General features: G+C 40.6%; 19 protein-coding genes. 10 read left to right on the top strand and 9 right to left on the bottom strand.

Annotated features, from left to right (window positions below; genetic code table 11):
- Position 1 precedes the first annotated feature (1 nt).
- From ACSFVZ_RS14380 to add, 4 genes are all read left to right on the top strand, one after another.
- Positions 2–1,813, top strand: coding sequence for a uroporphyrinogen-III C-methyltransferase (locus ACSFVZ_RS14380; RefSeq protein ID WP_435559126.1), 1,812 nt, complete (start codon positions 2–4; stop codon positions 1,811–1,813).
- Positions 1,810–2,919 (top strand): heme biosynthesis HemY N-terminal domain-containing protein, encoded by a 1,110-nt coding sequence (locus ACSFVZ_RS14375; protein ID WP_435559125.1) that lies wholly within the window; start codon positions 1,810–1,812, stop codon positions 2,917–2,919. The genes ACSFVZ_RS14380 and ACSFVZ_RS14375 overlap by 4 nt, the downstream gene beginning before the upstream one ends.
- A 30-nt stretch (positions 2,920–2,949) precedes the next feature.
- Positions 2,950–5,646: a CHASE domain-containing protein gene (locus tag ACSFVZ_RS14370; protein ID WP_435559124.1), complete on the top strand. Its 2,697-nt coding sequence runs from the start codon at positions 2,950–2,952 to the stop codon at positions 5,644–5,646.
- 102 nt (positions 5,647–5,748) lie between these two features.
- Complete coding sequence (gene add, locus ACSFVZ_RS14365; protein WP_435559123.1) at positions 5,749–6,750, top strand: adenosine deaminase; 1,002 nt, start codon at positions 5,749–5,751, stop codon at positions 6,748–6,750.
- A gap of 9 nt (positions 6,751–6,759) precedes the next feature.
- Here the strand turns inward: add and ACSFVZ_RS14360 are convergent, their stop codons facing one another.
- The 4 genes from ACSFVZ_RS14360 to ACSFVZ_RS14345 form a co-directional block, all read right to left on the bottom strand.
- The gene (locus ACSFVZ_RS14360) at positions 6,760–7,176 is read right to left on the bottom strand and encodes a CBS domain-containing protein (RefSeq protein ID WP_435559122.1); all 417 of its coding nucleotides are present in this window, start codon (positions 7,174–7,176) and stop codon (positions 6,760–6,762) included.
- 145 nt (positions 7,177–7,321) lie between these two features.
- Positions 7,322–8,035, bottom strand: a complete 714-nt coding sequence (gene fre, locus ACSFVZ_RS14355; RefSeq protein WP_435559121.1) for an NAD(P)H-flavin reductase — start codon at positions 8,033–8,035, stop codon at positions 7,322–7,324.
- Between the two features lie 87 nt (positions 8,036–8,122).
- Positions 8,123–9,589 (bottom strand): 4-hydroxy-3-polyprenylbenzoate decarboxylase, encoded by a 1,467-nt coding sequence (ubiD, locus tag ACSFVZ_RS14350; protein ID WP_135923174.1) that lies wholly within the window; start codon positions 9,587–9,589, stop codon positions 8,123–8,125.
- Between the two features lie 81 nt (positions 9,590–9,670).
- Positions 9,671–9,961: an MliC family protein gene (locus ACSFVZ_RS14345; RefSeq protein ID WP_199526002.1), complete on the bottom strand. Its 291-nt coding sequence runs from the start codon at positions 9,959–9,961 to the stop codon at positions 9,671–9,673.
- A gap of 113 nt (positions 9,962–10,074) precedes the next feature.
- Between ACSFVZ_RS14345 and ACSFVZ_RS14340 the strand changes: the two genes are divergently transcribed.
- Positions 10,075–10,980 carry a DUF808 domain-containing protein gene (locus ACSFVZ_RS14340; protein ID WP_281547186.1) on the top strand — a complete coding sequence of 302 codons (906 nt, stop codon included), beginning with the start codon at positions 10,075–10,077 and terminating at the stop codon, positions 10,978–10,980.
- Positions 10,981–11,053: 73 nt separating this feature from the next.
- Entirely contained in the window at positions 11,054–13,006 is a 1,953-nt protein-coding gene (locus tag ACSFVZ_RS14335; RefSeq protein WP_435559120.1) for an alpha/beta hydrolase family protein, read from the top strand.
- A 311-nt stretch (positions 13,007–13,317) separates the two neighbouring features.
- Here the strand turns inward: ACSFVZ_RS14335 and ACSFVZ_RS14330 are convergent, their stop codons facing one another.
- Positions 13,318–14,274: a tetratricopeptide repeat protein gene (locus ACSFVZ_RS14330; RefSeq protein ID WP_135923177.1), complete on the bottom strand. Its 957-nt coding sequence runs from the start codon at positions 14,272–14,274 to the stop codon at positions 13,318–13,320.
- 187 nt (positions 14,275–14,461) lie between these two features.
- On the opposite strand from ACSFVZ_RS14330, the gene dbpA reads away from it, so the two are divergent.
- Positions 14,462–15,850 (top strand): ATP-dependent RNA helicase DbpA, encoded by a 1,389-nt coding sequence (gene dbpA, locus ACSFVZ_RS14325; protein ID WP_135923178.1) that lies wholly within the window; start codon positions 14,462–14,464, stop codon positions 15,848–15,850.
- A gap of 9 nt (positions 15,851–15,859) precedes the next feature.
- On the opposite strand, the gene ACSFVZ_RS14320 is transcribed toward dbpA, so the two are convergent.
- Complete coding sequence (locus tag ACSFVZ_RS14320) at positions 15,860–16,441, bottom strand: DNA-J related domain-containing protein (protein WP_199526050.1); 582 nt, start codon at positions 16,439–16,441, stop codon at positions 15,860–15,862.
- Positions 16,442–16,656: 215 nt separating this feature from the next.
- Between ACSFVZ_RS14320 and ACSFVZ_RS14315 the strand changes: the two genes are divergently transcribed.
- Positions 16,657–19,437 (top strand): tetratricopeptide repeat-containing hybrid sensor histidine kinase/response regulator, encoded by a 2,781-nt coding sequence (locus ACSFVZ_RS14315; RefSeq protein ID WP_435559119.1) that lies wholly within the window; start codon positions 16,657–16,659, stop codon positions 19,435–19,437.
- Here ACSFVZ_RS14315 and ACSFVZ_RS14310 read toward each other — a convergent pair.
- From ACSFVZ_RS14310 to trxA, 3 genes are all read right to left on the bottom strand, one after another.
- Positions 19,410–20,666, bottom strand: coding sequence for a methyl-accepting chemotaxis protein (locus ACSFVZ_RS14310; protein WP_135923180.1), 1,257 nt, complete (start codon positions 20,664–20,666; stop codon positions 19,410–19,412). The genes ACSFVZ_RS14315 and ACSFVZ_RS14310 overlap by 28 nt on opposite strands.
- A gap of 161 nt (positions 20,667–20,827) precedes the next feature.
- Positions 20,828–22,087: a transcription termination factor Rho gene (rho, locus tag ACSFVZ_RS14305; RefSeq protein WP_062566226.1), complete on the bottom strand. Its 1,260-nt coding sequence runs from the start codon at positions 22,085–22,087 to the stop codon at positions 20,828–20,830.
- 182 nt (positions 22,088–22,269) lie between these two features.
- Positions 22,270–22,596 (bottom strand): thioredoxin TrxA, encoded by a 327-nt coding sequence (gene trxA, locus ACSFVZ_RS14300; protein ID WP_135923181.1) that lies wholly within the window; start codon positions 22,594–22,596, stop codon positions 22,270–22,272.
- Positions 22,597–22,686: 90 nt separating this feature from the next.
- Between trxA and rhlB the strand changes: the two genes are divergently transcribed.
- Both rhlB and gppA read left to right on the top strand, forming a co-directional pair.
- The gene (gene rhlB, locus ACSFVZ_RS14295) at positions 22,687–23,961 is read left to right on the top strand and encodes an ATP-dependent RNA helicase RhlB (protein ID WP_135923182.1); all 1,275 of its coding nucleotides are present in this window, start codon (positions 22,687–22,689) and stop codon (positions 23,959–23,961) included.
- A gap of 48 nt (positions 23,962–24,009) precedes the next feature.
- Positions 24,010–25,503: a guanosine-5'-triphosphate,3'-diphosphate diphosphatase gene (gene gppA, locus ACSFVZ_RS14290; RefSeq protein ID WP_135923183.1), complete on the top strand. Its 1,494-nt coding sequence runs from the start codon at positions 24,010–24,012 to the stop codon at positions 25,501–25,503.
- The last annotated feature ends 411 nt before the right edge of the window (positions 25,504–25,914 follow it).

Raw genomic sequence — 25,914 nt, 5'->3', positions numbered from 1 at the left:
CATGCATATATTGATAACTCGTCCAGAAGGGAAAGGCACTGAACTTGCGCTTGCGCTTCAGCAGGCGGGTTATCGAGCAACCCAGTGTCCAGTGCTTACCCTTGATTATCTTACCCCAAGTAGTAGTGAGCTCTCACCACTTGAGAATGCTGATAAGATCATTTTTATCTCGCAGGATGCTGTTCATGCATTGTTAAAGCTCACACCCACAATTAATAAAGCAGCACAACTTTATGCCGTTGGACAGCAAACGGCAGATGCAGTGTATGAAGCCTTTGGGCGTCGAGCTGCAGTGCCGAAAAACCATGACTCAGAGGGCTTGCTCGAGTTAAAAACTCTACAAGATGTAGAGTTGGATAATATTGTTTTGGTTAAAGGTGAAGGTGGGCGCACAACGATAGCGAAAACCTTAAAACAACGTGGGGCACTTTTAAATCAGCTCGTGGTATACAAACGAACTGCAATCGAGAGTGAACCAGGTAAGTGGATGGACCACTGGCAAACAATTGATGTAGAAGGTATAGTCATTACCAGTAATGCAGCTGTTGACGCCATTTTTAATGGTCTCAATGAATCGCAGTTAGCATGGTTAAAAGCGCGACAATTTTATGTTGCCAGCGAACGTATCGCTGATTATTTAAAACAACAAAATGTAGCAAGAACGCAGATACACATTGCTGCAGGGGCAAGCGATAGTGCTATGTTCGCCTGTATTGATAAGCAAGGTAGCAAAATGAGTGAAGCAGATTTAAAACAAACCACAAAGCCAGCCAGCGCTGAGCCTGCCAAAAAAGCACCTGCAGCTAAACCAGCAGCAGTTCAGCACAAAAGAGAGATAAGTAAAACAGGGAGCTTGGCTTTACTCATTTCACTCCTTGTTGCCTCGGCTGTGGGATATGAGTTTTATCATAAATTTAATGGCGATCAACAATCTACTCTTGCTATTAATGAGCTGACAACAGAAAACCAACGTTTACAGCAACAGCTTGATGCGGTGAAAAGTGCCCAGCAAACATTGCAGCAATCGCTATTTAATACTGAACAAAAAGTTACTGATGCGCTGAATGAAAGTGCTGAACAAACGCAGCAGCAGCTGCAAGCGGCTTTAAAGCGTGCCGAGCAGCAAACTTTTACACTTAATCCGCAAGAAGTCACAAGCTTGCAGCGTATGGCTGAGTTTAAACTCTGGGCTGAGCACGACTACCAAGGTGCTGCTGCTGTATTATCTCGTTTAGATAGCTTGCTTGCTGAGCATCCTGGAACAGGGGCTATTCGCCAAGCAATTCATCAAGATTTGCAAACATTAAATGCCATTGAGCCAGTTGCTGTAGAAGCCATTTATTTAAAGCTGCACGGAATCAATCAGCAAGTGACTGAGTTGGCATTTAATGCTATTTCTCTACCTGAAGAAGTAAAACAAGAAGATCCAAATCAGCTTAGTGAAAACGTCAGTGAGTGGCGTCAAAACCTTGCAAAATCTTGGCAGCAATTTAAAGACTTCTTTGTCACAGTTCGTACTCGTGAAGACATGGTTGTTGCGCCATTTTTAAGTGAACAAGAGCGTCATTTAGTAAAACAACGCCTAAGTTTATATATCGCACAAGCGCAAGACGCCGTATTAACAAAACAAAGCAGTGTGTACTTTAGTGCAGTTGATGCAGCGCATGATTTAGTGAAAGATTACTTTAAACAAGATGATGCAGTCACTAAAGCGGTATTAACTAGCTTAACTTCACTTTCAAAAGAGCAACTCGATTTCAGCCCTAAAGTGTCACTGCAAAGTACTGAGCAGGTGAAGGAGTGGGCACAATGATCCGCTTCTTATTGATAATCATCGCTATTGCTGCTTGCTTAGGAATAGCCCCTTTTTTTATTGATCAAAAAGGCTATGTGCTTATTGCTTTTAACAATACCACGGTTGAAGGCACTATTTGGGGCGTCACTGCGTTAGTTTTGTTGGCTTTTGCTGCGATATTCTTGCTTTATAAATTGGTGCGTTATTTGTGGTCTTTGTATAGTCATACGCGACATCGTTTTTTTGCTCGAAGTGAAGAGCGCAAACATGCTGCGATTGAACAAGGTATATGGAGTTTAATCAATAACGATTACACTGAACTTGAGTTAGCACTTGAAAATAATAGTGTGGCAGAGCAATGGAATGATGTGCGTTATGCTTTACTTGCCAAAGCAGCATTGGCAAATAACAACCGTGAACAAGCAATTAGTTACCTTGATAAAATCAGTCAAGACAAGCAGCTAAAAGTAGCTAACTTATGGGTTGCAAGTGGTGAGACGAGTACTATTTTTGCTGACCTTAAAGCCTTGGCAGAGCGTAAAAAAGCCTCTAGTTTAGAACTTAAAATGTATGCTCACGTCCTGATGCAAGAGAAAAAGTGGTCGGCGCTTAATGAATTTATGCCTCGCTTATTACGTAAAACAGCACTTTCAGATAACGAATGGCGTCAGCTATTTGACCATTATTTTTCTGCGCAACCTAGCAGTGAGCTAACAACACGTTATGAGCAATTAGCCAAGAACTTAAAGCCGTTAGCTGAAGTGAGCTATTTTTCAGCTATGGCGCGCGTGGGTGATCTTAATAAAATTGAGCTAAGCTTAATCAAAATGCTAAAAAAACCACTTCAGCATAAAGATTTAGCACGTATTTTACGAGCTAGCACGGCGGGTGATGCACTCAAACTGCAAACAAGCTTGCAAGATATATTAAAAAAAGACACCGAAAATACAGACCTGCTTTTAGCCTTAGCATGTTTAGCAAATGCTCATGGCCAGTACGACTTAGCTGCACGAGTATTTGATAAAGCGCTTAATGCAGATAATCGCGACGAGTATTTGCAGCAAGCAGTGCTAAGCTATAGTAAAAGTGCTCAACCAGATAAGGCCCTGGTACTGTATCAGTAATTTTGGCTTAGCCTGCACAGGAGCGATGGCTTGAAAAACTTATTTGCGCTGACACTAAGTATCGCTTTCGCTTATTTTCTAACAGGGTATTTAAGTAATTCTCTTTTGGCTATCGACGGCTATGCTGTTGCAGCATGGCCCCCTTCTGGTATAGCTCTGGCCAGTATCTTACTTAGTCGAAACCGTGCCTTGCCGGGGGTGTTGTTGGGGGCTTTCTTAGTCAACCTTATCCATCTCGATAAAGTTACTGATATTTTACATTGGCAAGTTATGTTACAAGCCATTGGGGTAACAGCAGCATCTACTTTCCAAGCCTGGTTGGCTTATTACATTATTATTCATGTTGTAAAACGTCCTCTTGAACTATCTTCGCTAAAACAAAGTGTGCAAGGGTTAATCATTGGCGGCCCACTTTGCAGTCTTATCGCAGCATCGACAGGTACTGCGCTGTTGGTCATCAATAATGTGATTCCTAGCTACGCGGCACTTAATAATTTTATTGCTTGGTGGATTGGTGACAGTATCGGAGTACTCATTTTTACTCCGTTAGTTTTAGCGGCATTTAGTTATAATCATGCACGGCAGCGACTACAAATTATTGTTCCTTCACTATTAATTTATATGATTATTTGTGTCAGCTTTTATGGCGCAGCAAGTGTTAAAAAGGAGAAAGATTTACAGCGCAAAGAAGCAAAAGTAAGTGCAATAAAAACCAATCTTGAACACAAAATTGATGAAATTAAGTCTCATCTGTCGTTATTGGCAACCTTTTTTGCAAGTAGTGACATAGTTGATTTTGCAGAGTTTAAGCGCTTTACCTCAAGACAGCTGCAATACAGTAAAGAGATAATAGCGTTTGAGTGGGCACCAAAAGTGATTAATTCACAATTGGATAATTACCAAAATTTGCTGCGCGAAGAGCTTGGGCCTAATTACTATATCAAAGAGAAAAATTCCGCGGGACAATGGCAAGCGGTAAGTCAGCGTGCTATTTATTTTCCGGTGCAATATATCCACCCATTGCAAGGCAACGAGGCCGCACAAGGTTTTGATTTAGCCTCCCATGAACTGCGCAGGCAGGCACTGACAGACGCTCGTTTAATAAAAAATGTCACAGTGAGTGAGCCTATTACCTTGATGCAAGGTGATGGTAACGATAAAGGAGTCTTGTTCTTTAACCCTGTTTATTCAGACATAAATCATCAAGTCGGGTTTAGAGGTTATGTTGTTGCTGTGGTTAATTTAGAGTTGCTGGCGCAAACACTAAACTTTAATCAGAACACAGAGATTGATGCCAGCTTCTATGACGTTACCGACGGCAGTAACCCTGTCGAAATTTATAACCCTCAACGTGTTGGAACAACGGCCATTGCGAGCTTTAATTTTATTATTGGTGAGCGTGTCTGGCAGGTGAAATTATGGGAGTCAGTCGCGCAATCGTCTTGGTTGCCTTATTGGCTTGCACAAATAGTCGGTATGCTGTTTGTTTGGTTATTGATCACCTTTTTGATTTCAGTAACCGGTACTAATATTCAAATTCGTCAGCAAGTAGCAAAACAAACCCAAAGCCTTCGTGAAGAAAAACAAAAAGCGGATAAAGCCAGTCAAATTAAGAGTGAATTTTTGGCGAATATGAGCCATGAAATACGCACTCCTATTAATGGTATTAAGGGGTTGCACTACTTGGCTATGCAAGAGCAAGATTGGCCGCAAGCACGTAGTTATATTGATCAAGCCGATGGTGCATTGAATGTACTATTAAGAGTTATTAATGATGTTTTAGATTTTTCTAAAATAGAAGCTGGGCGCTTGGAAATGCATCAAGAGCCAATCGATGTTAATGCGCTTGTTAGTGAAGTCTGTAACTTGCTGCAATTTGAATTGAACACTCGCTCTTTAGAGTTTGACGTTGATTACGACAGCTCTTCGCAGTTAGAGATTTACACCGATCCTATTCGGTTAAAACAAGTGCTGTTAAATTTATTAAATAATGCTGTTAAATTCACACCACAGGGGCATATCACTCTACGTATTTGGCAACAGCGTGAGTTTACTTACTTTAGTGTTATTGATACCGGTATTGGTATTAGCAAAGAAGCGCAACAGCGATTATTTCAGCCATTCTCGCAAGCAGATAGTTCAACCTCACGCCGTTTTGGTGGCACAGGTTTAGGGTTAAGTATTTGCCAAAAATTGGTTTCGATGATGGGTGGCAGTATCAGTTTGCAAAGCGTTGAAGGGCAAGGTTCAACGTTTACTATTTCAATCCCTTTTGAGTCACCTTTATCAGAGGTTATCCAAAGTGATGATGAGGTTGCTGATATTGATGTCAGCTCATTATCATTCGCAGATTACGCAATACTTTTAGTTGAAGATAACCCGCTAAATCAGCATGTCGCTAGCTCTATTTTAAAAACCAAAGGCTGTCAGCCTGATATAGCAAAAGATGGCCACGAAGCTATTAAGATGATTAGTGAAAAAAGCTACGACCTTGTACTAATGGATATTCAAATGCCTAACATGGATGGTCTGCAAGCGACTAAGGTTATTCGCAATGAGCTGCTGATCTCCGAGTTACCGATTATTGGCTTATCGGCAAATGCCCATGATGATGACCTTAAGAAAGGCCTCGCCAGTGGCATGAATGGTTACCTAACTAAGCCAATTGACGCTGATAAATTGTTTAAAACATTGTGGCAGCATCTGCACGGCAAAAGTGCTTTATAAAGCAGACAATTGACCTCTTAAAAGTAAATATATTCATCTACACTTGAATTATCGTTGTGGGTACGTATGATCCGCGAAAATTTTCTGAACTGAGTACTAATTATGATCAACAAGACACTTCCTTTGCTTGATATTCATCGTCATCTTGACGGTAATGTTCGCCCACAAACGATCTTAGAACTTGGTCGTCAGTTTAATCTTGAATTACCTGCAGATACAGTAGAGGCGCTGATCCCTCATGTTCAGGTTATTGACCCTGAACCAAATCTTGTCGCCTTTTTACAGAAATTAGATTGGGGTGTAAAAGTACTCGGTGATTACGATGCCTGTCGTCGTATTGCCATCGAGAACGTTGAAGATGCTATTGCACAAAGCCTAGATTACGTAGAGCTTCGCTTTAGTCCATATTATATGGCACAAAGCCAAGGACTGCACCCGCAAGGTGTCGTAGAAGCGGTGGTTGATGGTGTTAGGAGTGCGTGTCAAAACGCACCAATTAAAGCCAACTTAATCGGCATTATGTCGCGTACTTATGGCACTAAAATTTGTCAGCAAGAGCTTGATGCATTACTTGCTTTTAAAAATGATTTAGTTGCTGTTGATTTAGCTGGTGATGAAATTGGTTTTCCGGGTGAGTTATTTGTTGATCACTTTAAGCAAGTTCACGATGCATACTTAGCTGCTACTATTCACGCTGGTGAAGCGCGTGGTAGCGAAAGTATCTGGCAAGCAATTAACGAGCTTGGTGCAACGCGTATTGGCCATGGTGTAAAAGCGATTGAAGATGCAGCGCTTATGGATCACTTACGTGATAAGCGCATTGGTATTGAGTCTTGCTTAACCAGTAACATTCAAACCAGCACTGTTGCTGAGCTTGCAAAACACCCGTTAAAAACCTTCTTAGACCATGGTATTTTGGCATCAATTAATACTGATGATCCAGCAGTTGAAGGTATTGAAATAGCGTATGAGTATCAAGTAGCAGCACCTGCGGCAGGCTTAAGCCAAGCCGATATGGAAAAAGCGCAAGCTAATGCGCTTGAAATTGCTTATTTAAGCGATGCTGATAAAGCTGCTTTAAAACAGTTAGCTGCTAATCGTTAAGCAGCTAACTTACACTTGGTGCTCTTGGCATGAGACATAGTTTTCATACAATGCTTTGAGCACGTCTCCCCGGCTGATCATGCCAACAACCTTACCATCCTCGATAACCGGGTAGTTTTTTGGCTTTCCAGTTTGCATGCTATCTGCCAGCTCAATGATATTTTGATCGCTACTTACCGTGACAACATCGGTGCGCATTAGCTGTTTTACCTTCACTACACCATCACAGAAATAACTGTTTTGCATGAGCGGTTGCAGCAGCTCTTGTTCAGAAATAAAGCCAACTAGGCTTTTGTTGTCATCGAATACAGGTGCGCCTAGTAATTTAAACTTTTGCAGCTCGCTAATCGCGGTGGTCATTTCAGTTTCAGGCGTAATGTGTGGCAACTTACGTTGCATAAAGTCTTGTACTTTTGTATTTAGCATTTGGGTCTCTCCCCATCGTTATTCTAATCAGAGTATGGTCAAGGAAATGCAGTTTGTGAAATCGTTTAGACGGATTAAGGCGATAGGTAAAACAAATAAAAAAGGCATCCAATTGGATGCCTTAAAAATAACCGGTATGAGTTAGTTATTTAATGAATGCAAATGCATCGGCGTACATGTTCTCACGTACCGCACCATGATTAATAAAATCATCGCGAACAACGCCAATCATGTCGAAGCGACCTGCCATGTAAATATCGTATGGTTCTAGCGACACGATATCTGCCATAACGGCTTTGTGAACGTAACCAGTTTTGCCTGTCCAGCTTTGCGACGCATTTTCAACTACAGGAATGTATTGGAAATGAGGGTTACTGTTTGCCCATGCTTGCATTTCGTCATGCGCATATAGCGCAGCTTGCTCACGTACACCCCAGTAGAATAATACCGGGCGCTCACAGCCTATTTCTGCAAGGTGATCAGCCATTGATTTGGCATAAGAAAAACCGGTGCCGCCAGCAAGTAGAATAATAGGACGCTCACCCTCTACACGAAGTTGCGAAATGCCTAGACCCACTTCAACATTAACTTGTTGTTGCTGAGCATGTGCTTGACGCAAATGATCAAGCGCTTGCATCGCGTATGAATCAGCACCTGAGGCACCAATGTGTAGTTCAATTTGCTCAGTTTGCGACGGACGGCTAGCAATAGAAAAGGCACGCTTATCTTTTTCGCCTAATACAAGTTGCATATATTGGCCTGCCTCGAATGACACAGGTTGCTGTGGTTTCAAAATGACCTTATGTACGTGGTCTGTAAGCGGGCTGATCGCAACAACGTCAGCGAGTAATGTTTGCATAGTTTACCTTTATAAGCACAGAAGCAAATTCGGTTATGAATCGCACTCATAACCGTTAAATTTTGAGCAGTTTAACATAGACACAGCCTAGAGAATATCTAAGCTGTCCCATAATTCATCAACACGTTCTTTGATTTTTGGATCCATAACAATGGGCTCACCCCATTCACGATCTGTTTCACCAGGCCATTTATTGGTTGCATCCATGCCCATTTTTGAGCCAAGACCAGAAACTGGCGATGCAAAGTCTAAATAATCAATCGGTGTGTTTTCAATTAACGTTGTATCGCGCGCAGGATCCATACGCGTAGTGATTGCCCAAATTACGTCGTTCCAGTCGCGTGCGTTTACATCGTCATCGCAAACAATCACGAACTTGGTATACATAAATTGACGTAAGAAAGACCATACCCCCATCATCACACGCTTGGCATGACCCGGGTATTGTTTTTTCATCGTGACCACCGCCATTCGGTATGAACACCCTTCAGGTGGTAGATAAAAATCTACAATTTCAGGAAATTGTTTTTGTAGAATTGGCACGAACACTTCGTTTAAGGCAACCCCGAGTACCGCCGGCTCATCTGGTGGACGGCCTGTGTAGGTACTGTGATAAATCGGGTTTTCACGATGCGTGATGTGAGTCACCGTCATGACCGGAAACTCGTCTACTTCATTGTAGTAACCTGTGTGATCGCCATATGGGCCTTCAGGGGCTGTTTCACCCGGCATAATATGGCCTTCAAGTACGAACTCAGCGGTAGCAGGCACTTGTAGGTCATTTGAAATCGACTTAACAACTTCTGTTTTACTACCGCGTAGTAAGCCCGCAAACGCGTATTCGCTTAGGGTGTCAGGTACTGGCGTTACAGCGCCTAGGATTGTTGCAGGGTCTGCCCCTAATGCGACCGATACAGGATAGGGTTCGCCTGGGTGCTCTTTACACCATTCACGAAAATCTAATGCGCCACCACGGTGCGATAACCAACGCATAATAATTTTGTTTTTACCCAGTAGCTGCTGACGGTAAATACCTAAGTTTTGGCGTTTTTTATAAGGTCCTCTAGTAACCGTTAAGCCCCATGTTATCAAAGGTGCTGCATCACCTGGCCAGCAATGTTGGATAGGCAACTTGGTTAAGTCGACATCATCACCTTCAAGTATGACTTGCTGACATGGTGCTTTTTTTACTTCTTTAGCGGGCATATTCAACACTTGTTTGAATACCGGGATTTGGCCTAGTGCCTCTTTAATGCCTTTAGGTGGCTCAGGCTCTTTTAAAAAGGCTAATAGCTTACCGACTTCGCGCAGCTCACTGACATCATCTTGACCCATTCCCATTGCCACTCGCTTTGGCGTACCGAATAGGTTAGCAAGTACAGGAATAGAGTGACCCTTAGGATTTTCGAATAGCAGAGCAGGGCCTTCTGCACGCAATGTACGGTCAGCAATTTCGGTCATTTCAAGGTAGGGATCGATTTCTTGTTTGATCCGTTTAAGTTCACCTTTTTGTTCTAGTAGCTCGATAAATTCGCGAAGATCTTTGTATTTCATTCTGGTCGCTTAAACGCTAAATAAATTGTCGCTATTATACTCAAAACCATTAATTAAGCGAATTTAGCCGCGACAGTTTGGTTAGCTTTGCTTTAGCTGACAATGATATTTTTTTCCTTTCAAAATAAGCATGGCTTCGTCGCCTTTAGACCAAAACAACACATGGTCATCGCTGTACTTTACGCCTGAACCACTGACTTCTCGATATAAAGTGTAAGTATTATCGACGAATGAAAGCGTTGCTTCGTCTTCATTATTATCAACAATACTCGCAGTTAAGCCATTATCACATAGATAGTTGTTTGCCGTGGCTTGCTCAGCACACGCGCACAAAGTGACTAAAGCGAGCCCTGAGAGAAGTTGTTTGTTCATGGAAACACCCCTGTTTTTGAATGAACTCTAAGCCTAACAAAGAAAAATTAACCGTTGGTGAAAATGGCTGGATAAGTTATGTTGACAGTGTACTTAATGGGCAAGGAACCACCATGGCTGGCACTAATTTATTAACCTTACTTGATGATATTACAACTCTTTTAGACGATATTGCGACTATGAGTAAAGTCGCAACAAAAAAAACAGCAGGGGTGTTAGGTGATGATCTAGCTCTTAATGCCCAGCAAGTGACAGGGGTAACTGCTGATAGAGAATTACCAGTGGTTTGGGCGGTAGCAAAAGGCTCATTCATTAATAAGGCCATATTAGTGCCAGCAGCTTTGTTGATTAGTGTTTGGTTGCCCTGGCTTATTACTCCTTTATTAATGATTGGTGGGCTGTTTTTGTGCTTCGAAGGAGCTGAGAAAATTATCGAAAAACTGTTTGGTCACGATAGTCACGAAGGTGAGCAACTGGTTGAGCAGCAAGACTTGCAAGAATACGAAAAGCAAAAAGTTAAAGGCGCTATCCGTACTGATTTTATCCTCTCTGCAGAAATTATCGTTATAACATTAGGCACGGTTGCTGGTGCAACGCTGGTAAATCAAGCTTTAGTGCTCAGTGTAATTGCAATTATTATGACCATTGGCGTGTATGGGTTGGTTGCAGGCATTGTCAAACTTGATGATGCTGGTTTGTATTTACTGCAAAAAGCGCAGCAAAGTGGCGGTAAATTTAAAGAGCTAGTGGGTAAGTTTTTAGTTGCTGCAGCACCTAAACTAATGCGCTTTTTAGCCTTTGCAGGAACGGTTGCTATGTTCTTAGTTGGCGGTGGCATATTGGTACATGGTATCCCTCTTTTACATCACGCCCAGCAGGGTAGTACTGAGTTTGTAACGGGTTTACTTGGTAAAACGGGTGAGCTGGTTTCGCCGGTTATTTTTGATGGTTTGTTGGGAGTTGTTGCAGGGGTTGTGATTGTCATATTCGTTAGTCTTTTCAAGAAAATTTCAAAGTAGCTACGCGTTGAGGGTGTACCCATTGTTAACTTTTTAGTATCTTTATTAACAATTAAGATATAAAAGGAATTTTATGAGCAGATTAATAATCGTTATTTCTTGTTTGCTACTTAGCTTTACTACTAATGCCAAATCTGAATTACTTGATATTCAAAACTTTAGTAAAGCAAGTGAATTCACAGGTGTTAAAATTTCTCCTACCGGTAAGTATTTAGCAGTAATCACACAACCTGAAGGCAAGAATGCTTTAATGATACTGGATACAGATACATTTAAAGTGCTTCATGCCATCCACTTTCCTGGTAATGCTCAAGTCGGCAACTATTACTGGGTGAATGAAGAGCGTATTGTATTAGCCAAAGAGTACCTAAAAGGTTGGAAAGATCATCCTGAATACCATGGTGAGTTGCTTGGTGTAAACGCAGATGGCAGTCAATGGAAGTACTTGGTTGGTTATCAAGGTGAAAGGCAAACAGGTACGAGAATTAAAAAGGCAACCCCTGTATTAGGGACATCTTATGTGCTTGATCCACTGGTAGAAAATAAGCGTAAAATGTTAGTTTTAACCATTCCATGGACAGCTGCCAACGAACCTCACACAATTGTATATGAAGTAGATGTCTATCGAGGGTCAAGAAAAAGGATCACACGTTCACCTTCAAGGATGGCTAGTTTTCTGACTGATCATGAAGGTAACGTAAGAGTATCTGCTTCGACTGATGATTATATTAATCCAAAAATATATATCCGTCCTAAATCAGGTGGTGAGTGGGAAGAGCTCAACTTAAAGGACGTTTCATATAGTGATGTTGGGTTGCATGCTTTTGATAGCACAGATGGATCTGCTTATGTGACGGCTTCTGTTAATGGAGAAGCTAAAGGGCTTTATAGATTAAATCTTAAAACTAAACAACTTGATCTAATTCACAAAGAAAAGAGTGTTTCACCCAAGCAAGTATGGGTGGATGAAGTCTCAAAAGAGCTTTTTGCTGTCGAGCATGAATTAGGCTATCCAACCTATTCATTTGTTGGTAATAACTCTAAGAAAAGTCAGCAGCTAAAAGCTCTTTTGAAAGTACTTGAAGGTCAGCAGGTTCAATTAGTTAGCAGTACCGTAAATGGTGATAAGAGCGTCATTTTTGCTTCAAGCGATACTAACCCAGGCAGTTATTATTTATTTGATGCAAAAACGAATAATCTCGGTTTTCTATTCTCATCGAGAAGTTGGATTAAACCTAGTCAAATGGCGATTACAAAGCCTATCAATTTTACAGCACGTGATGGACTAGCTATCTACGGTTACTTAACTATTCCGAATAATGCTGAAGAAAAAAACTTACCATTAGTAGTAATGCCGCATGGTGGTCCTCATGGTCCTAGAGATTGGTGGGGATATGATTCAACAGCTCAGCTGCTTGCGAGTAGAGGAATAGCTGTACTCAAGGTTAACTTTCGTGGTTCAGGTGGTTTTGGACGAAATTTTGAACGTGCCGGTCATCGCAAGTGGGGGCGGGAAATTCAATACGATATCATTGATGGGGTAAAATATCTTATTTCGAATGGTACTGTTGATAAAAGTAACATTTGCATTATGGGTGCCAGCTTTGGTGGATATTCCGCGTTACAAAGTGCGATCTTGGAACCTGATATGTTCCAGTGTGCGATTGGGGTTGTAGGTGTATATGATTTACCACTCATGTTTGATGAAGGGGATGTATCAGAACGTGATAGCGGGCAACGTTTCTTAGAAGTAGTATTAGGTGAGGATGAAGAAGAGTTAAAGCGTTTTTCACCTAGCTACAATGTAGAAAAGTTGAAAGCCCCGGTATTAATTGTTCATGGTGGCGAAGATAAAAGGGCGCCTATAGAGCAAGCTGAGTCGTTAATTTCGGCTTTAAAGAAAGAGAATCATCCTTATATTTATGAACTATTAGATGATGAAGGTCATGGCTTTTATAAAGAAGAGCACCGTACTCTTTACTATAAAAAGGTATTGGCGTTCTTAAATGATCATTTAAAACTTTAAATAAAAAATGCCGGCGAGAAACCTCGCCGGCAAGGATTTAGCACGGGAACGTAAGCGTGCTAGTGTGCAAGGTCTTCCTTCAAGTTATACAAACTCAAAAGACGATTCGTTCACTAAGTAATACAGCCCAGTTGCAATTTAAAACAGAGTAGGGAGAGTGACTCTGCTTTTGCTAACACGCATTTATAAAACCAACAAAATAATATAAATACTGCGCCACACAAAAATGTTATAACATAACAAAGTCAAAGTAAATAGCGAGAGTCATATTATTAGCTTGGTTTCTTCTCAGTGATGTTTATGGTAATTGATTATTGAGTGTCCAGTTTACTACAATCGTAACTCAAGCATAGCTCTGCGAGTTCAATCTTCGCTTTCGGATTCCCTTGTAAGGTGGCTTTGTTAAGCCAGTAAGCTGCTTTTTCGTTATTGATTTCTGTACCTTGGCCATCTCGATACATCTGACCCAAGTTTAATTGACCCCATGAATAACCTCCTTTGGCAGAGAGTGTAAAGCTTTCCAGTGCTTCCTTAAACTGGCCATCTTTAAAATAGGTGATGCCTTGTTGGTTATGTTTATCAAGCTTAACGCCTGCATACAAAGGCTTAGGTTTCGGGGGGTGCATAACAAAACCACCATACAAGCTATATAGCTCTGGTCGCATTATTTTGTATATGCTGTTGTCTTCATAAAACTGCTTTACTTGCTGTTTAGTAAAGGTCATGGTTTTACTCGAAAAGTAATCATCTTGCACTAGCATGCTGGTACGCATCGCAATCTCGATGTCTTTATTGTACTTGTAAGTGTAGTTAGCAACTCGAAAAGTCATGCTCTTGTCATCAAATTCAACGAGTTGGGCTACTTTCAGATTATTTATACGTTTTGGTTCACCAGTAAATTTGTCGGAATAAACAAAATAGGTGTCGAATTTTTTTGGTTCATTCAGGTAGCGAATTTCATTATCTGCTTGCTCATGTATCCCAAGTATTGCTTTCGTTAAAATATAAACTATTAATACCAAGCCAATAAAATATTTTATGAAAGAAGCCAGCTCTAGGGGGGGAAGAGAATACCAAGATACAGCTGATGTGTAGCCACAAGCATCGCATTGGTGCTGATAATTAATTGATAATGGAATAATTGGCAAAATACTAAAGCGCAGTACTTTACTGTGATTACTCAGTGAGAAGTGCTCGCTATGACAATGAGGACACGTTTTTTGCTTTTTGTAAAAAACATCAGCAGCGGCGGTGTTAAATAAAAGCATAGTTTCTTCCTGAAGGTTGCTTTCAATAAATTAGAACAAACACGCTGAGTTAGGAAGCCGCAAACTGTAACTAAATATGAATTAAGTTTGTAGATAGCTCTTTTCGTTTAGAGAAACAATGCATTCTCTGCTATGATCCACTGCATCTTCGAGGATGTCCCTCAATTATCAAGTTTGGAATATTACTGTGACTGCTACTGCTTTTTCATCTTTGGCTTTGCCGAAAGAGTTAACCGATAATTTATCGACTTTAGGTTATGCGCAAATGACACCGGTACAAGCGCAAAGTTTACCAGTGATCTTGCAAGGCAAAGATATCATTGCTCAAGCAAAAACAGGGTCGGGTAAAACGGCCGCGTTTAGCTTAGGTGTGTTGGCTAAGTTAAATGTGAAACGTTTTCGCATTCAATCACTTATTTTATGTCCAACCCGCGAACTGGCAGAGCAAGTTGCAGAAGAAGTCCGTAAGCTTGCTCGCGGCATTCATAATATTAAAGTTTTAACTTTATGCGGTGGTGTATCTATTGGTCCACAGATTGGTTCACTAGAGCATGGCGCTCATATTATTGTTGGCACACCAGGTCGTGTTGATGATCATATTCGTAAGGGCACATTGCGTTTAGATGACGTTGAAACATTGGTATTAGATGAAGCTGACCAAATGCTTGATATGGGCTTTCAAGATACTCTTGATGCCATTGTTGAATGTATTCCAAATCAACGCCAAACCTTGTTGTTTAGTGCGACTTATCCAAAATCAATAGCAGCGATTGCTGAGCGAGTTTTAAGCAACCCTGAAATGATTAAGGTTGAAGAAGAGCAAACAAAAAGCACGATCACACAATACTTTTACAAGCTTGATAATAACAAGCAGCGCTTTAATACGCTGAAGCTGTTGCTTTTGAAGTTTCAGCCAGAAAGCTGTGTGGTTTTTTGTAATACTAAGGTTGAAACACAGCAAATTTGTGATGACCTATACGCTGAAGGCTTTAGTGCCGTTGCTTTACACGGTGATTTAGATCAACGCGAACGTGAACGTACTTTAATTCGTTTTGCTAATAAAAGCGCGTGTATCTTGGTGGCGACGGATGTTGCTGCACGAGGCTTAGATATTAACGACATGGATATGGTTGTAAATTATCACTTAGCACATGATCCACAAACTCATGTTCACCGCGTTGGTCGAACAGGTCGAGCAGGTAAAAAAGGCATTGCATGTTCTATTTATGGTGAGGCTGAGCAATTTAAAGTGGCACAAATCGGTGATCATTACGAACGCGACTTCAACCCTGAGCCACTACCTCCTTTTAGCTTACTTGAAAAGCCGGCCTACAAGCCTACGATGGCGACCATCATGATCGATGCAGGTAAGAAGCAAAAAATTCGTGCTGGCGATATTTTAGGTGCTTTAACGGGTAAAGAAGGTATTGCAGGTCATCAGGTGGGTAAAATTAATGTACTTGATAACGTGGCTTTTATCGCTGTAGAGCGAACAGCAGCCAAACCAGCACTGCGCAAATTGACCGAAGGAAATATCAAAAAACGTAAGATTCGTGCGCGTCGTTTAAGTCGATAAGTTTAAAGTTTACGAGCAGCTAGCTTTTAGCTGCTCATACTCACGTTGTATTTTTTTAAACTGAATCGCACAGCCTTGACGGTCTGGGTGATGCTTTAAAGCCAGTTGTCGCCAGCGCTTTTGTAATTCTTTTAGTGAAAAGTTAGCGGGCAACTGCCATGCTTTTTGTATTTGTAAAAGCTGCTCTTTTGTAAGATTTGCAGAAGTAGTATGCCTGTTGAATGTAGCAAAGCGCTGCCAAAACTCATTTAATAGCGCATCAATTTCATCACTTGTTGTGTCGTAGTTTTGCCAATCTAAATAATACTCCCGCAAAGGATCAGTATTTTCTAGCACCTTTTCACACTTGTTATTTATCAATTCAATATGTAAGGCCGCTATGTGCAATTGTTGCTCAGGGCTAACCTGTATTTGGAGTTGATATAAGGCATTCATAACTAAGAAGTTACGTTTAAAAAGATCTTTTTGTGGGTCCTTATCTAAAACACTAAGATGACCTGCATCATTAAGTGCACTCGCAAGCGTATGGACTTTCCAGATAGGCTGTTTCAGAATGAGGTAAAAAATCTCATCTATCAGTGGGTTAAGCATTGTTAGCAGGCCAATCTTTATGTAATCTAAAACTATATACGCTATCACAGCTGCCTTACTGAAACTATGTTTATATTTTCATCAAGGAAGGCATTTAGCCGAGCTACGATTTAGTTTTTTCCTCGGACTATGTTGATATTTAGGGATATAAACATATGCGCACATTATTGAGTCTCAGGTTAATACATTCGGCATTAGTATGCTGTAGTGTGCTGATGACTACGTTTAGTTATGCTTCAGGTTCATTACTAGAGCAATTTAATCAATCACAAAAATTAGATGAAAAGCAGCAATTAGCGACACAATTACTTGCAGATACCACTATTAGCGCTGATGAAAAGCTGGCTATACAATTGCAGTTAGCAGATACGGCTCTAGAAAATAAAGAATTTGCCGCAGCATTTAAACACTATCAACTAGCTGAGAAGTCGACCTCTTTTGAAGCTCAACCAGACAGTTATTTTCGTGCAATCAAGATGCAAGGCGTTAGCTATTATTATCAAGGTCTTATCCAACAAGCTGTCGAATCCTATACACGTGCTTTACGCGTTGCCGAAAAAATGAATGCGCCTATTTCAGAGGCTAACTTACTGAGTAATATAGGTCTCGCTTATTTTGATATGTGGGATATGAGCAAAGCACTTGATTATTACACGCGCGCTAAATCTATCTACGAAAAGTATGGTAGCGCGCAAGATAAAGCTGATATTTTGCATAACATAGCGGGTCTTTATATTCGCTTATCGAGTTACGATATTGCTTTAGATATGTATAGAGAAACGCTAAAGATATTCGAGAAATTAGGTGATGAAGAAGGTGTTGCTCAGTCATATGGTAATATGGGCGTTGCTTACTCTGAGCTTGGACAATATCAATTATCATTACATTATTATCAGCGTGCATTACGTTATTACCAAAAAACACATGATGCCTATTACTTATCCTCTCGTCACGTCAATATTGCTAACGTTTACTTACGAACAGGTGATTTAGAACTGGCTCTAAGCCATGCTGATAAGGCCATCGAGTTTGCAGAACAAATAAATAACAAAACGTTAGAGCTCGCGGGATTATTATCAAGAGCTAAAATTGAACTCTTACAAGGTAAGCTAACACAAGCGGAAGTAACACTGACCACCTCAATTGAGATGGCCAAAAAATATAAAGATGATCTGAGAGTGCAGGATGGCATTGGAATGAATGCATTGATCAAAGCAGGCCAAGGAGATTTCACCAGCGCGGTAGCTCATTTTGATCAATTCGTTCGAACCTTAAAGGCCGCAAACAATGAGCGACTTCTAAGATCCCTAGGTGAGCTTCACAGTCGAATTAATGCCAGTCAGTTGACTCAGGAAATTATTGATTTAAAACAAAAACAGCGAGTGCAAGAGCTTGAAATGTCAAAGCAAAGACAACTTGCCATCATGCTGTTTATTTTATTTATTATGCTGGTCGTGACGGGCATCACCATTTATCGACGTATGATCGAAAAAGGAGCGAAAGAGCAACTTTCATTGATGGTTGCAAAGCGCACCAATGAGCTTGAAGAAACCGCAGAAAAGCTGCGCAGTGCAAATGAAATTAAAAGTCAATTTTTAGCTAATATTAGCCATGAGATCCGCACACCATTAACGGCTATTTTGGGACAAACAGATACCCTAATGAATGGTTTTTATAAACCAGAGCAACTCAATGATGAACTTGCTGTTATTCATAAACAAAGTGAACACTTAAAAGACCTCATAAATGATGTGCTTGATATTAGTAAAATTGAGGCGAATAAACTTGAGTTGAGTTTAAAAGAAGGTGATTTAGTTTGCTTATTAAATGATGTTCATTCAATGCTAAGTGGTCAAGCAAAAGCGAAAGGGCTGAAATTTGCATTTCATAACCAATTAGGTGAACAGTTTATTACCCGGTTAGACTTTACGCGGGTAAAACAAATTTTGATCAACTTATGTGCGAATGCCATTAAATTTACCCATCAAGGTGAAGTCGAGCTGCAGGTCACACAGACGCAACAAGGTATTTGCTTTCAGGTAAGTGATACGGGGATTGGCATGGATGCTAGCCAGCTGAAACTTATTTTTGAGTGCTTCAGTCAAGGAGACAATAGCATTAGTCGACGGTTTGGTGGTACGGGGCTAGGGCTTAGCTTATCACAACAACTCGCAATCATGATGGGCGGCTATATTAGTGTCGAGAGCGAAATCAATAAAGGTAGCGTGTTTGCATTCTATTTGCCATGTAAAGAACATGAACCCAGTCAAACTGATGCCAATAGCAAATACGGAAGTGACTTACCGCAATCACTAAAAGGATTATCTGGAAAGGTATTGATTGCAGAAGATCATGCCGATAACCGTCGTTTAATTCGCCGTTATTTAGAGTCAATGGGGTTAGATGTAATTGCTGTTGATAACGGTGCAAAAGCGGTTGAGCAATGTTTAATAGAGTTTCCAGATGTAGTGCTTCTTGATATTCAGATGCCAGTTTTAGACGGGTTAAGTGCCCTTAAGTTATTGAAAGAGTCGGGCTTTACCCAACCAATTTACGCCTTAACTGCTAATGCGATAAGCCATGAAATAGAAGCGTACTTGCAGGCCGGTTTTACAGGGTATCTTGCTAAACCTATCGACAAAAATGTCTTTTTTACGCAGCTTGCCAAGCATTGTAAAAATACCGCAGAAAGCACAAAAGCAAGTCACGATATTAGTGATTTAGTAACTAGCTTTATTCAAAGTTTTAACCAAGAAGCGTCGCTTATTCAATTGCATTTGGCTGAATATGATTTATTTAATCTTCAGCAAGATGCACATCGTATTGGCGGAGCAGCTAAAATGTTTGCCATGGAGCATATCGCGAAAAGTGCCTTTGCCTTAGAGTCAGCTTTAAAAAATAACCAACTCTCAGATTTAACAAATTTAGTTGATCGTTTACTTGAGCAACTCAACAGTGCATTAGCTGATCAGAATAGCTCTACATCACCATCTTGAGCTTGTTCTGAATCATTATTTTGAGTTGTTTCATAGCGAGAGCGATCGATACGTTGTTCACTACTTGTTTCTGGGTGTGTGATCTTAAACATTGAAAGTTTATCATCAATAACATGCGCTAGACGCACTAAATCTTTGCTTGAGACAGCTTGTATTTGTGAACTTGATAATGCGTCAGAATTTAGCTCAACCATAGCATCAATACTCATTTGTGCTTCATCTGACATTTGGCTTTGTAAGGCAACCTGTTCATGCACGCTCTCAGAAAACGCGTTAATTGCTAACATAGCCTGTTCTATTTTATTCGTTTCTTTGGTTGATGCTTCTGATAGTTCAACAGTACGCTGTGTTTCTTTTAATGCTGTTTGCATCAATTGGTTGGCTTTTTCTGTACTGTGTTGAATTTTCGCTACCATCTCACGAACTTCTTGGGTTGATTTACTGGTGCGTGCTGCTAAGTTTCGTACTTCATCAGCCACAACGGCAAACCCTCTCCCTTGCTCACCAGCACGTGCAGCCTCAATTGCGGCATTGAGAGCTAGCAGATTTGTTTGTTCAGCTATACTGTTAATCACATCAATTACAGAGCCAATTGCATCACTATCTTGTTTAAGTAAAATAATTTGTTCACTAGTTTGGTTGATATTGTCGGCCAATTTCATAAGGCTAGCTTGGCTTTTGTCGGCATCAAGTCGAGTTTGTTGCACAGACTTTGTTGCATCAGAGACCGAGTGAAATATTTCTTCAAGGCTACGGTCAAGTTCTTTCGATACTTCAATCGTTCGCTTTATTGTCTCTGCTAAATCAACACCATGCGCATCTTGAATTGTTGCTTTTTGGGTCATTGATGCATAGGTGTCACGTAACGCATCAGCCATAGGTAATAAGCGGGCAGATGACGCATATATCTCTCCTAACATATGCTCAACCATAGTTAAACTCGCGTTTAATATGTGGCAGGCTTCAGGTAATTTATTGTCGTTTTCATCAAAACGAAAAGTAAAGTCGATACCCTGATCAGAAGTGATATTAGAAACAAAATAACTTAAGTGATCTTGTTGCTGCGCGTCTTTTAAATAAATAAAGGTAATTAAAATAAGCCAAGGAACAATGACCGTTAAGCCGATTACTGCCATCGCGACAATTGATAGTTCAAAAATAATAAAACTAGCAATACTACTTAGTAAGCTGATGACAAAGAGAGCGACTGCTACTTTAATGCGGGTCATTGAAAAATCCTTACCTTTTAATCCTATAACTTATAGAACAAAACCCAACTAAATACCAACTATATTACGGAGTTATTTATAGTTGAATAGCGCTTCAACCGTACTTTTAAGTAAAAAAAATGCCTGTATAAAACAGGCATTTTTTTGATTTTGAAAGCTGCTTATTGACGCTTCATCGAATCGAAGAATTCATCATTGGTTTTGCTCATAGAAAGCTTATCAATTAAGAACTCCATTGCGTCAATTTCTGACATCTCATGAACAATCTTACGTAAGATCCACATTTTCTGTAGTTCATCTGGCTTAGTCAGTAACTCTTCGCGACGGGTACCTGAACGGTTAAAGTCGATCGCAGGGAATACACGCTTTTCAGCAATCTTACGATTTAAGTGTAGTTCCATGTTACCTGTGCCTTTGAACTCTTCGTAGATTACTTCATCCATTTTAGAGCCTGTATCAATAAGCGCTGTTGCGATAATCGTTAAGCTACCGCCTTCTTCTACATTACGTGCTGCACCGAAGAAACGCTTTGGTTTGTGTAATGCGTTAGCATCCACACCACCTGTTAATACCTTGCCAGATGAAGGAATAACCGTATTGTATGCACGAGCAAGTCGCGTAATTGAGTCTAATAAGATAACCACATCTTTTTTGTGCTCAACAAGGCGCTTCGCTTTTTCAATTACCATTTCGGCTACTTGAACGTGACGGCTTGCTGGCTCATCAAATGTTGAAGCAATAACTTCACCCTTAACAAGACGCTGCATCTCAGTTACTTCTTCAGGACGTTCGTCAATTAGAAGCACCATTAGCTCACAGTCTGGTTGGTTGTAGCTGATTGACTGCGCAATATTTTGCAGTAGCATTGTTTTACCCGCTTTAGGCGGTGCAACGATTAGGGCGCGCTGGCCTTTACCAATAGGTGATGCTAAATCAAGTACACGAGCAGTGATATCTTCTGTACTACCATTACCACGTTCCATACGTAAACGTTCGTTTGCGTGGAGTGGGGTAAGGTTTTCAAAAAGGATTTTAGTGCGAGAGTTTTCAGGTTTGTCGAAGTTTACTTCGTTGACTTTAAGTAGTGCGAAGTAACGTTCACCATCTTTTGGTGGACGGATAAGGCCTGAAATTGAGTCACCAGTACGCATGCTGAATCGACGTATTTGACTCGGAGATACATAAATATCATCAGGTCCGGCTAAATATGAGGCTTCAGATGATCTCAAGAAACCAAAGCCATCTTGTAAGATTTCTAATACACCGCCGCCATAAATATTTTCACCGCTTTTAGCGTGTGCTTTCAAAATGGCGAAAATAATGTCTTGTTTTCTTAAACGGGCTACGTTTTCGAGCCCCATGGACTCAGCTAAGTTTACAAGCTCTTTTATAGACTTGTCTTTTAATTCGCGTAAATGCATATTGGTGGGTTCTTTATTACAATTATCATACTCAAAATCATAGTTTGATACATGAGTGAGGTTTGTTGGTATAACTAAGGATTAGTTGGCTTTATAAACTAGCAGGTCACTAGCAAGGCGTCCAGTCTTTAAACAAAATAAAGCTAAAAAAAGGGCAAAAAGCCCTTTTTTTACATTTTCAGTTAGATGTTGTTCTCTAAAAACTCAACTAATTGAGTTTTTGAAAGTGCACCTACTTTAGTTGCTGCAACCTGACCATCTTTGAAAAGAAGAAGTGTTGGGATTCCACGAATACCAAATTTAGGTGGTGTGCCCGCATTTTGGTCAATGTTTAATTTACCGATAGTTACACGGCCATCAAACTCGCCAGCTACTTCGTCAAGAATAGGGGCGATCATTTTACAAGGTCCGCACCATTCAGCCCAAAAATCAACAAGTACAGGTTTGTCTGATTGTAGTACGTCAGCTTCAAAGCTATCGTCAGTTAATTGAATAATTTTCTCGCTCATTGCGATCTCCGATAAGTTAGGCGAAATATTTAATGCGTATTTAAACACTCTTGTTTCTTATTGCAAGTTTAAACGTTATGCTTAAACGCTATGACTAAGACACATTTGACCGATAAAAAGTTTTCAGACTTTGCTATCGCACCGGAAGTGGTTGCCGGTTTAACCGAAAATGGGTTTGAATATTGCACACCCATTCAAGCTAAATGCCTACCTTTTATTTGTGAAGGCCGTGATATTGCGGGCCAAGCACAAACAGGTACAGGCAAGACGTTGGCGTTTTTAACAGCCACGTGCCATCGGTTATTACAATCTAGCAAAGCACCTAGTAAACATCCAAGAGCCCTGATCATGGCCCCAACTCGGGAGCTGGCGATTCAGATACACAAAGATGCAAAAATTTTAGCGCCACACTGTAATCTTAACTTAGGTTTAGTATATGGTGGCGAAGATTACGAAAAACAACGTGCACAACTAGAAAAAGGCGTTGATATTTTAATTGGAACGACTGGACGCCTTATCGATTTGTATAAACAGGGTTGTTACACCCTAAATGAAATTGAAGTTGTGGTGCTTGATGAAGCAGATCGTATGTTCGATTTAGGCTTTATTAAAGATATCCGCTACATGTTTAGACGTATGCCTGAAACCTCAGAGCGTTTAAACTTATTATTCTCTGCAACCTTATCTTATCGTGTGCAGGAATTAGCGTTTGAACACATGACTAACCCAGAGCATGTGCAAATTGAACCTGACGTTAAAACAGGTAAGCGTATTCAAGAAGAGCTATTTCATCCATCTCAAGACGATAAAATTAAGTTACTGTTAACTTTAATTGAAGAAGAATGGCCTGAGAAAGCAATTGTGTTTGCAAATACGAAACACAGTTGTGAAAATGTTTACGCATGGATGAAAGCGGATGGTCATCGAGTTGGATTATTAACCGGTGATGTAAACCAGAAAAAGCGTCAATCAATTTTGGCTCAATTTACCAAAGGCGATTTAGACTTCTTAGTGGCAACAGACGTTGCAGCTCGTGGTTTACATATCCCAGAAGTAAGTCATGTATTTAATTTTGATTTGCCAGATGATTGTGAAGACTATGTACACCGCATTGGTCGTACCGGACGTGCTGGTGCTTCAGGACACGCTATTAGCTTTGCCTGTGAACAGTATGCCTATAATCTCCACGAAATTGAGCAATATATAGAACACAGCATTCCATTATCACATTATGATAAAAGTGCATTGCTTGATGATTTAACTAAGCCTACTATTCAGAAAAAGCGGAACTATTCTACAGGCCCACGTAATCGTAATAACAACGGACGTCGACCAAATAATAGTTACCAGAAATCACGGTCGTGATAAACGACCGTCATTGAAGACTTAGTAGTAACTAGAGGTTTTTGAACGGTGGGGCAATTTCAACCGCAAAAAAATGTGTATGCAGTAATCGATTTAGGATCGAACAGCTTTCATATGCTGATTGCCAAATCAATTGCTGGCGGTCTACAAACGATCGGTCGAGTCAAACGTAAAGTAAGGCTTGCAGCAGGGCTTGATGAAAACAACGTCCTAAGCTCAGAAGCCATGCAGCGAGGTTGGGAATGCCTAGCCTTGTTCGCAGAACGTTTACAAGACATACCAAAGAAAAACATTACCATTGTTGCAACAGCAACTTTGCGTCTTGCTACCAATGCCGATGTGTTTAAGCAAAAGGCTGAACAAATCCTTGGTCATAAAATCAATGTCATCAGTGGTGAGCTAGAAGCCAAAACGATTTACAAAGGCGTGGCGCACACATCAGCTTGTAGTGGAAAGCAACTTGTTATCGATATTGGTGGGGCGAGTACAGAGGTCGTTATAGGTAAAGGTTTTGACGCACTGCACTATAAAAGCCTACATATGGGCTGTGTCACCTTTTTAGAGCGCTATTTCAAAGATCAAAAACTGAGTAACGAAAATTTTGCAGCCGCGATTCAAGCAGCCAGAGATGTGATTGCTGAAATTGTTGATGAATATAAAGCGGCAGGCTGGCAAATAGCGAGTGGAGCATCTGGTACAGTGCAAGCAATTCAAGAGATCATGGTTGCGCAAAACCAAGATGAACTCTTAACGCTTGATAAATTGTATGCCATCAAAGAGCAATCAGTGCAATTTGAAACAATTGCAGATCTTGAGCTTCCAGGTTTAAGTGAAGAACGCCGCCTTGTGTTTGTATCTGGACTTGCAATTTTAATCGCCTTATTCGAATCATTAGCTATAAAGCAGATGGGTCTTGCTCGCGGCGCATTGCGTGAAGGTGTGCTTTACAGCATGGTACCAGAGCTACATAACCACGATATTCGTAAGCGTACGGTTGATGGATTAATGGCTCGTTATCATGTCGATGTAAATCAAGCCTGCCGAGTTGCACAACTTACTGAGCAATTAGCAAAGAGTGTAAAGGGGCAGTGGCAGTCAATTGATAACAACGCAATTGCGTTATTAAAAACGGTAGCGAAGTTGCACGAGATAGGTTTATTAATAGAGTATAAACTTTATCATAAGCACACAGCCTACATTATAGAAAACACCGATATGCCAGGTTTTTCACAATCTGAGCATAAGCTGATCACTGCTGTAGCGAATGCGCATCGTGCAGATCTGGTAAAAAACAGCTTTGCATACCTAGGATGTCATGAACAATTAGCTGAATGTTTGACAAGAATTGTTCGGATCGCAGTGATCTTATCAATGCGTCGCCAAGATGATGTACTGCCAGCACTCGATCTTAGTGTTAATGAAAACACCCTTACACTGACATTTGATGGCGATTGGTTAAAATATCACCCATTAATGGCCAGTGAACTGCAATTAGAGACCAAGCTACAAGCAAAAGCAGGTTGGAAGCTTATAGTTAAATAAACAGAAAAGGCCCAGAAGGGCCTTTTTTAGTGTTCTTTTTGCCCGTTTCGTTCGTATTTTGCTCGAACAGTCATTTTTTTCATAAAAACTTCAAAAAACAGTTGATCTCAATTCTGATCTCCCTATAATGCGCATCCATCGACACGGCGGACTGCTTACAAACAAGCGAAACGACGAGTTGGTTGAGTCAAGTAAAACTGAGTTTTGAAAAAATGAACTTTTCTCAAAATTAAGTGTTGACAAAAATAACGGCTTGCGTAGAATGCACAGCCCTTGAGACGCAAAAGTATCTCAAAACGTTCTTTAACAATATAAAGCAATCATCTGTGTGGGCACTCGTACAGATTGAGTTCTAACAGCGAAGCTTAGTTTACTAAGTGACGCAAACAAATTTAGAGTCTCAATTTCTTA

This window comes from Pseudoalteromonas nanhaiensis (genome assembly GCF_051235485.1).
Taxonomy (GTDB): domain Bacteria; phylum Pseudomonadota; class Gammaproteobacteria; order Enterobacterales; family Alteromonadaceae; genus Pseudoalteromonas; species Pseudoalteromonas lipolytica_C.
This window is presented reverse-complemented; position numbering and strand designations above follow the sequence as displayed.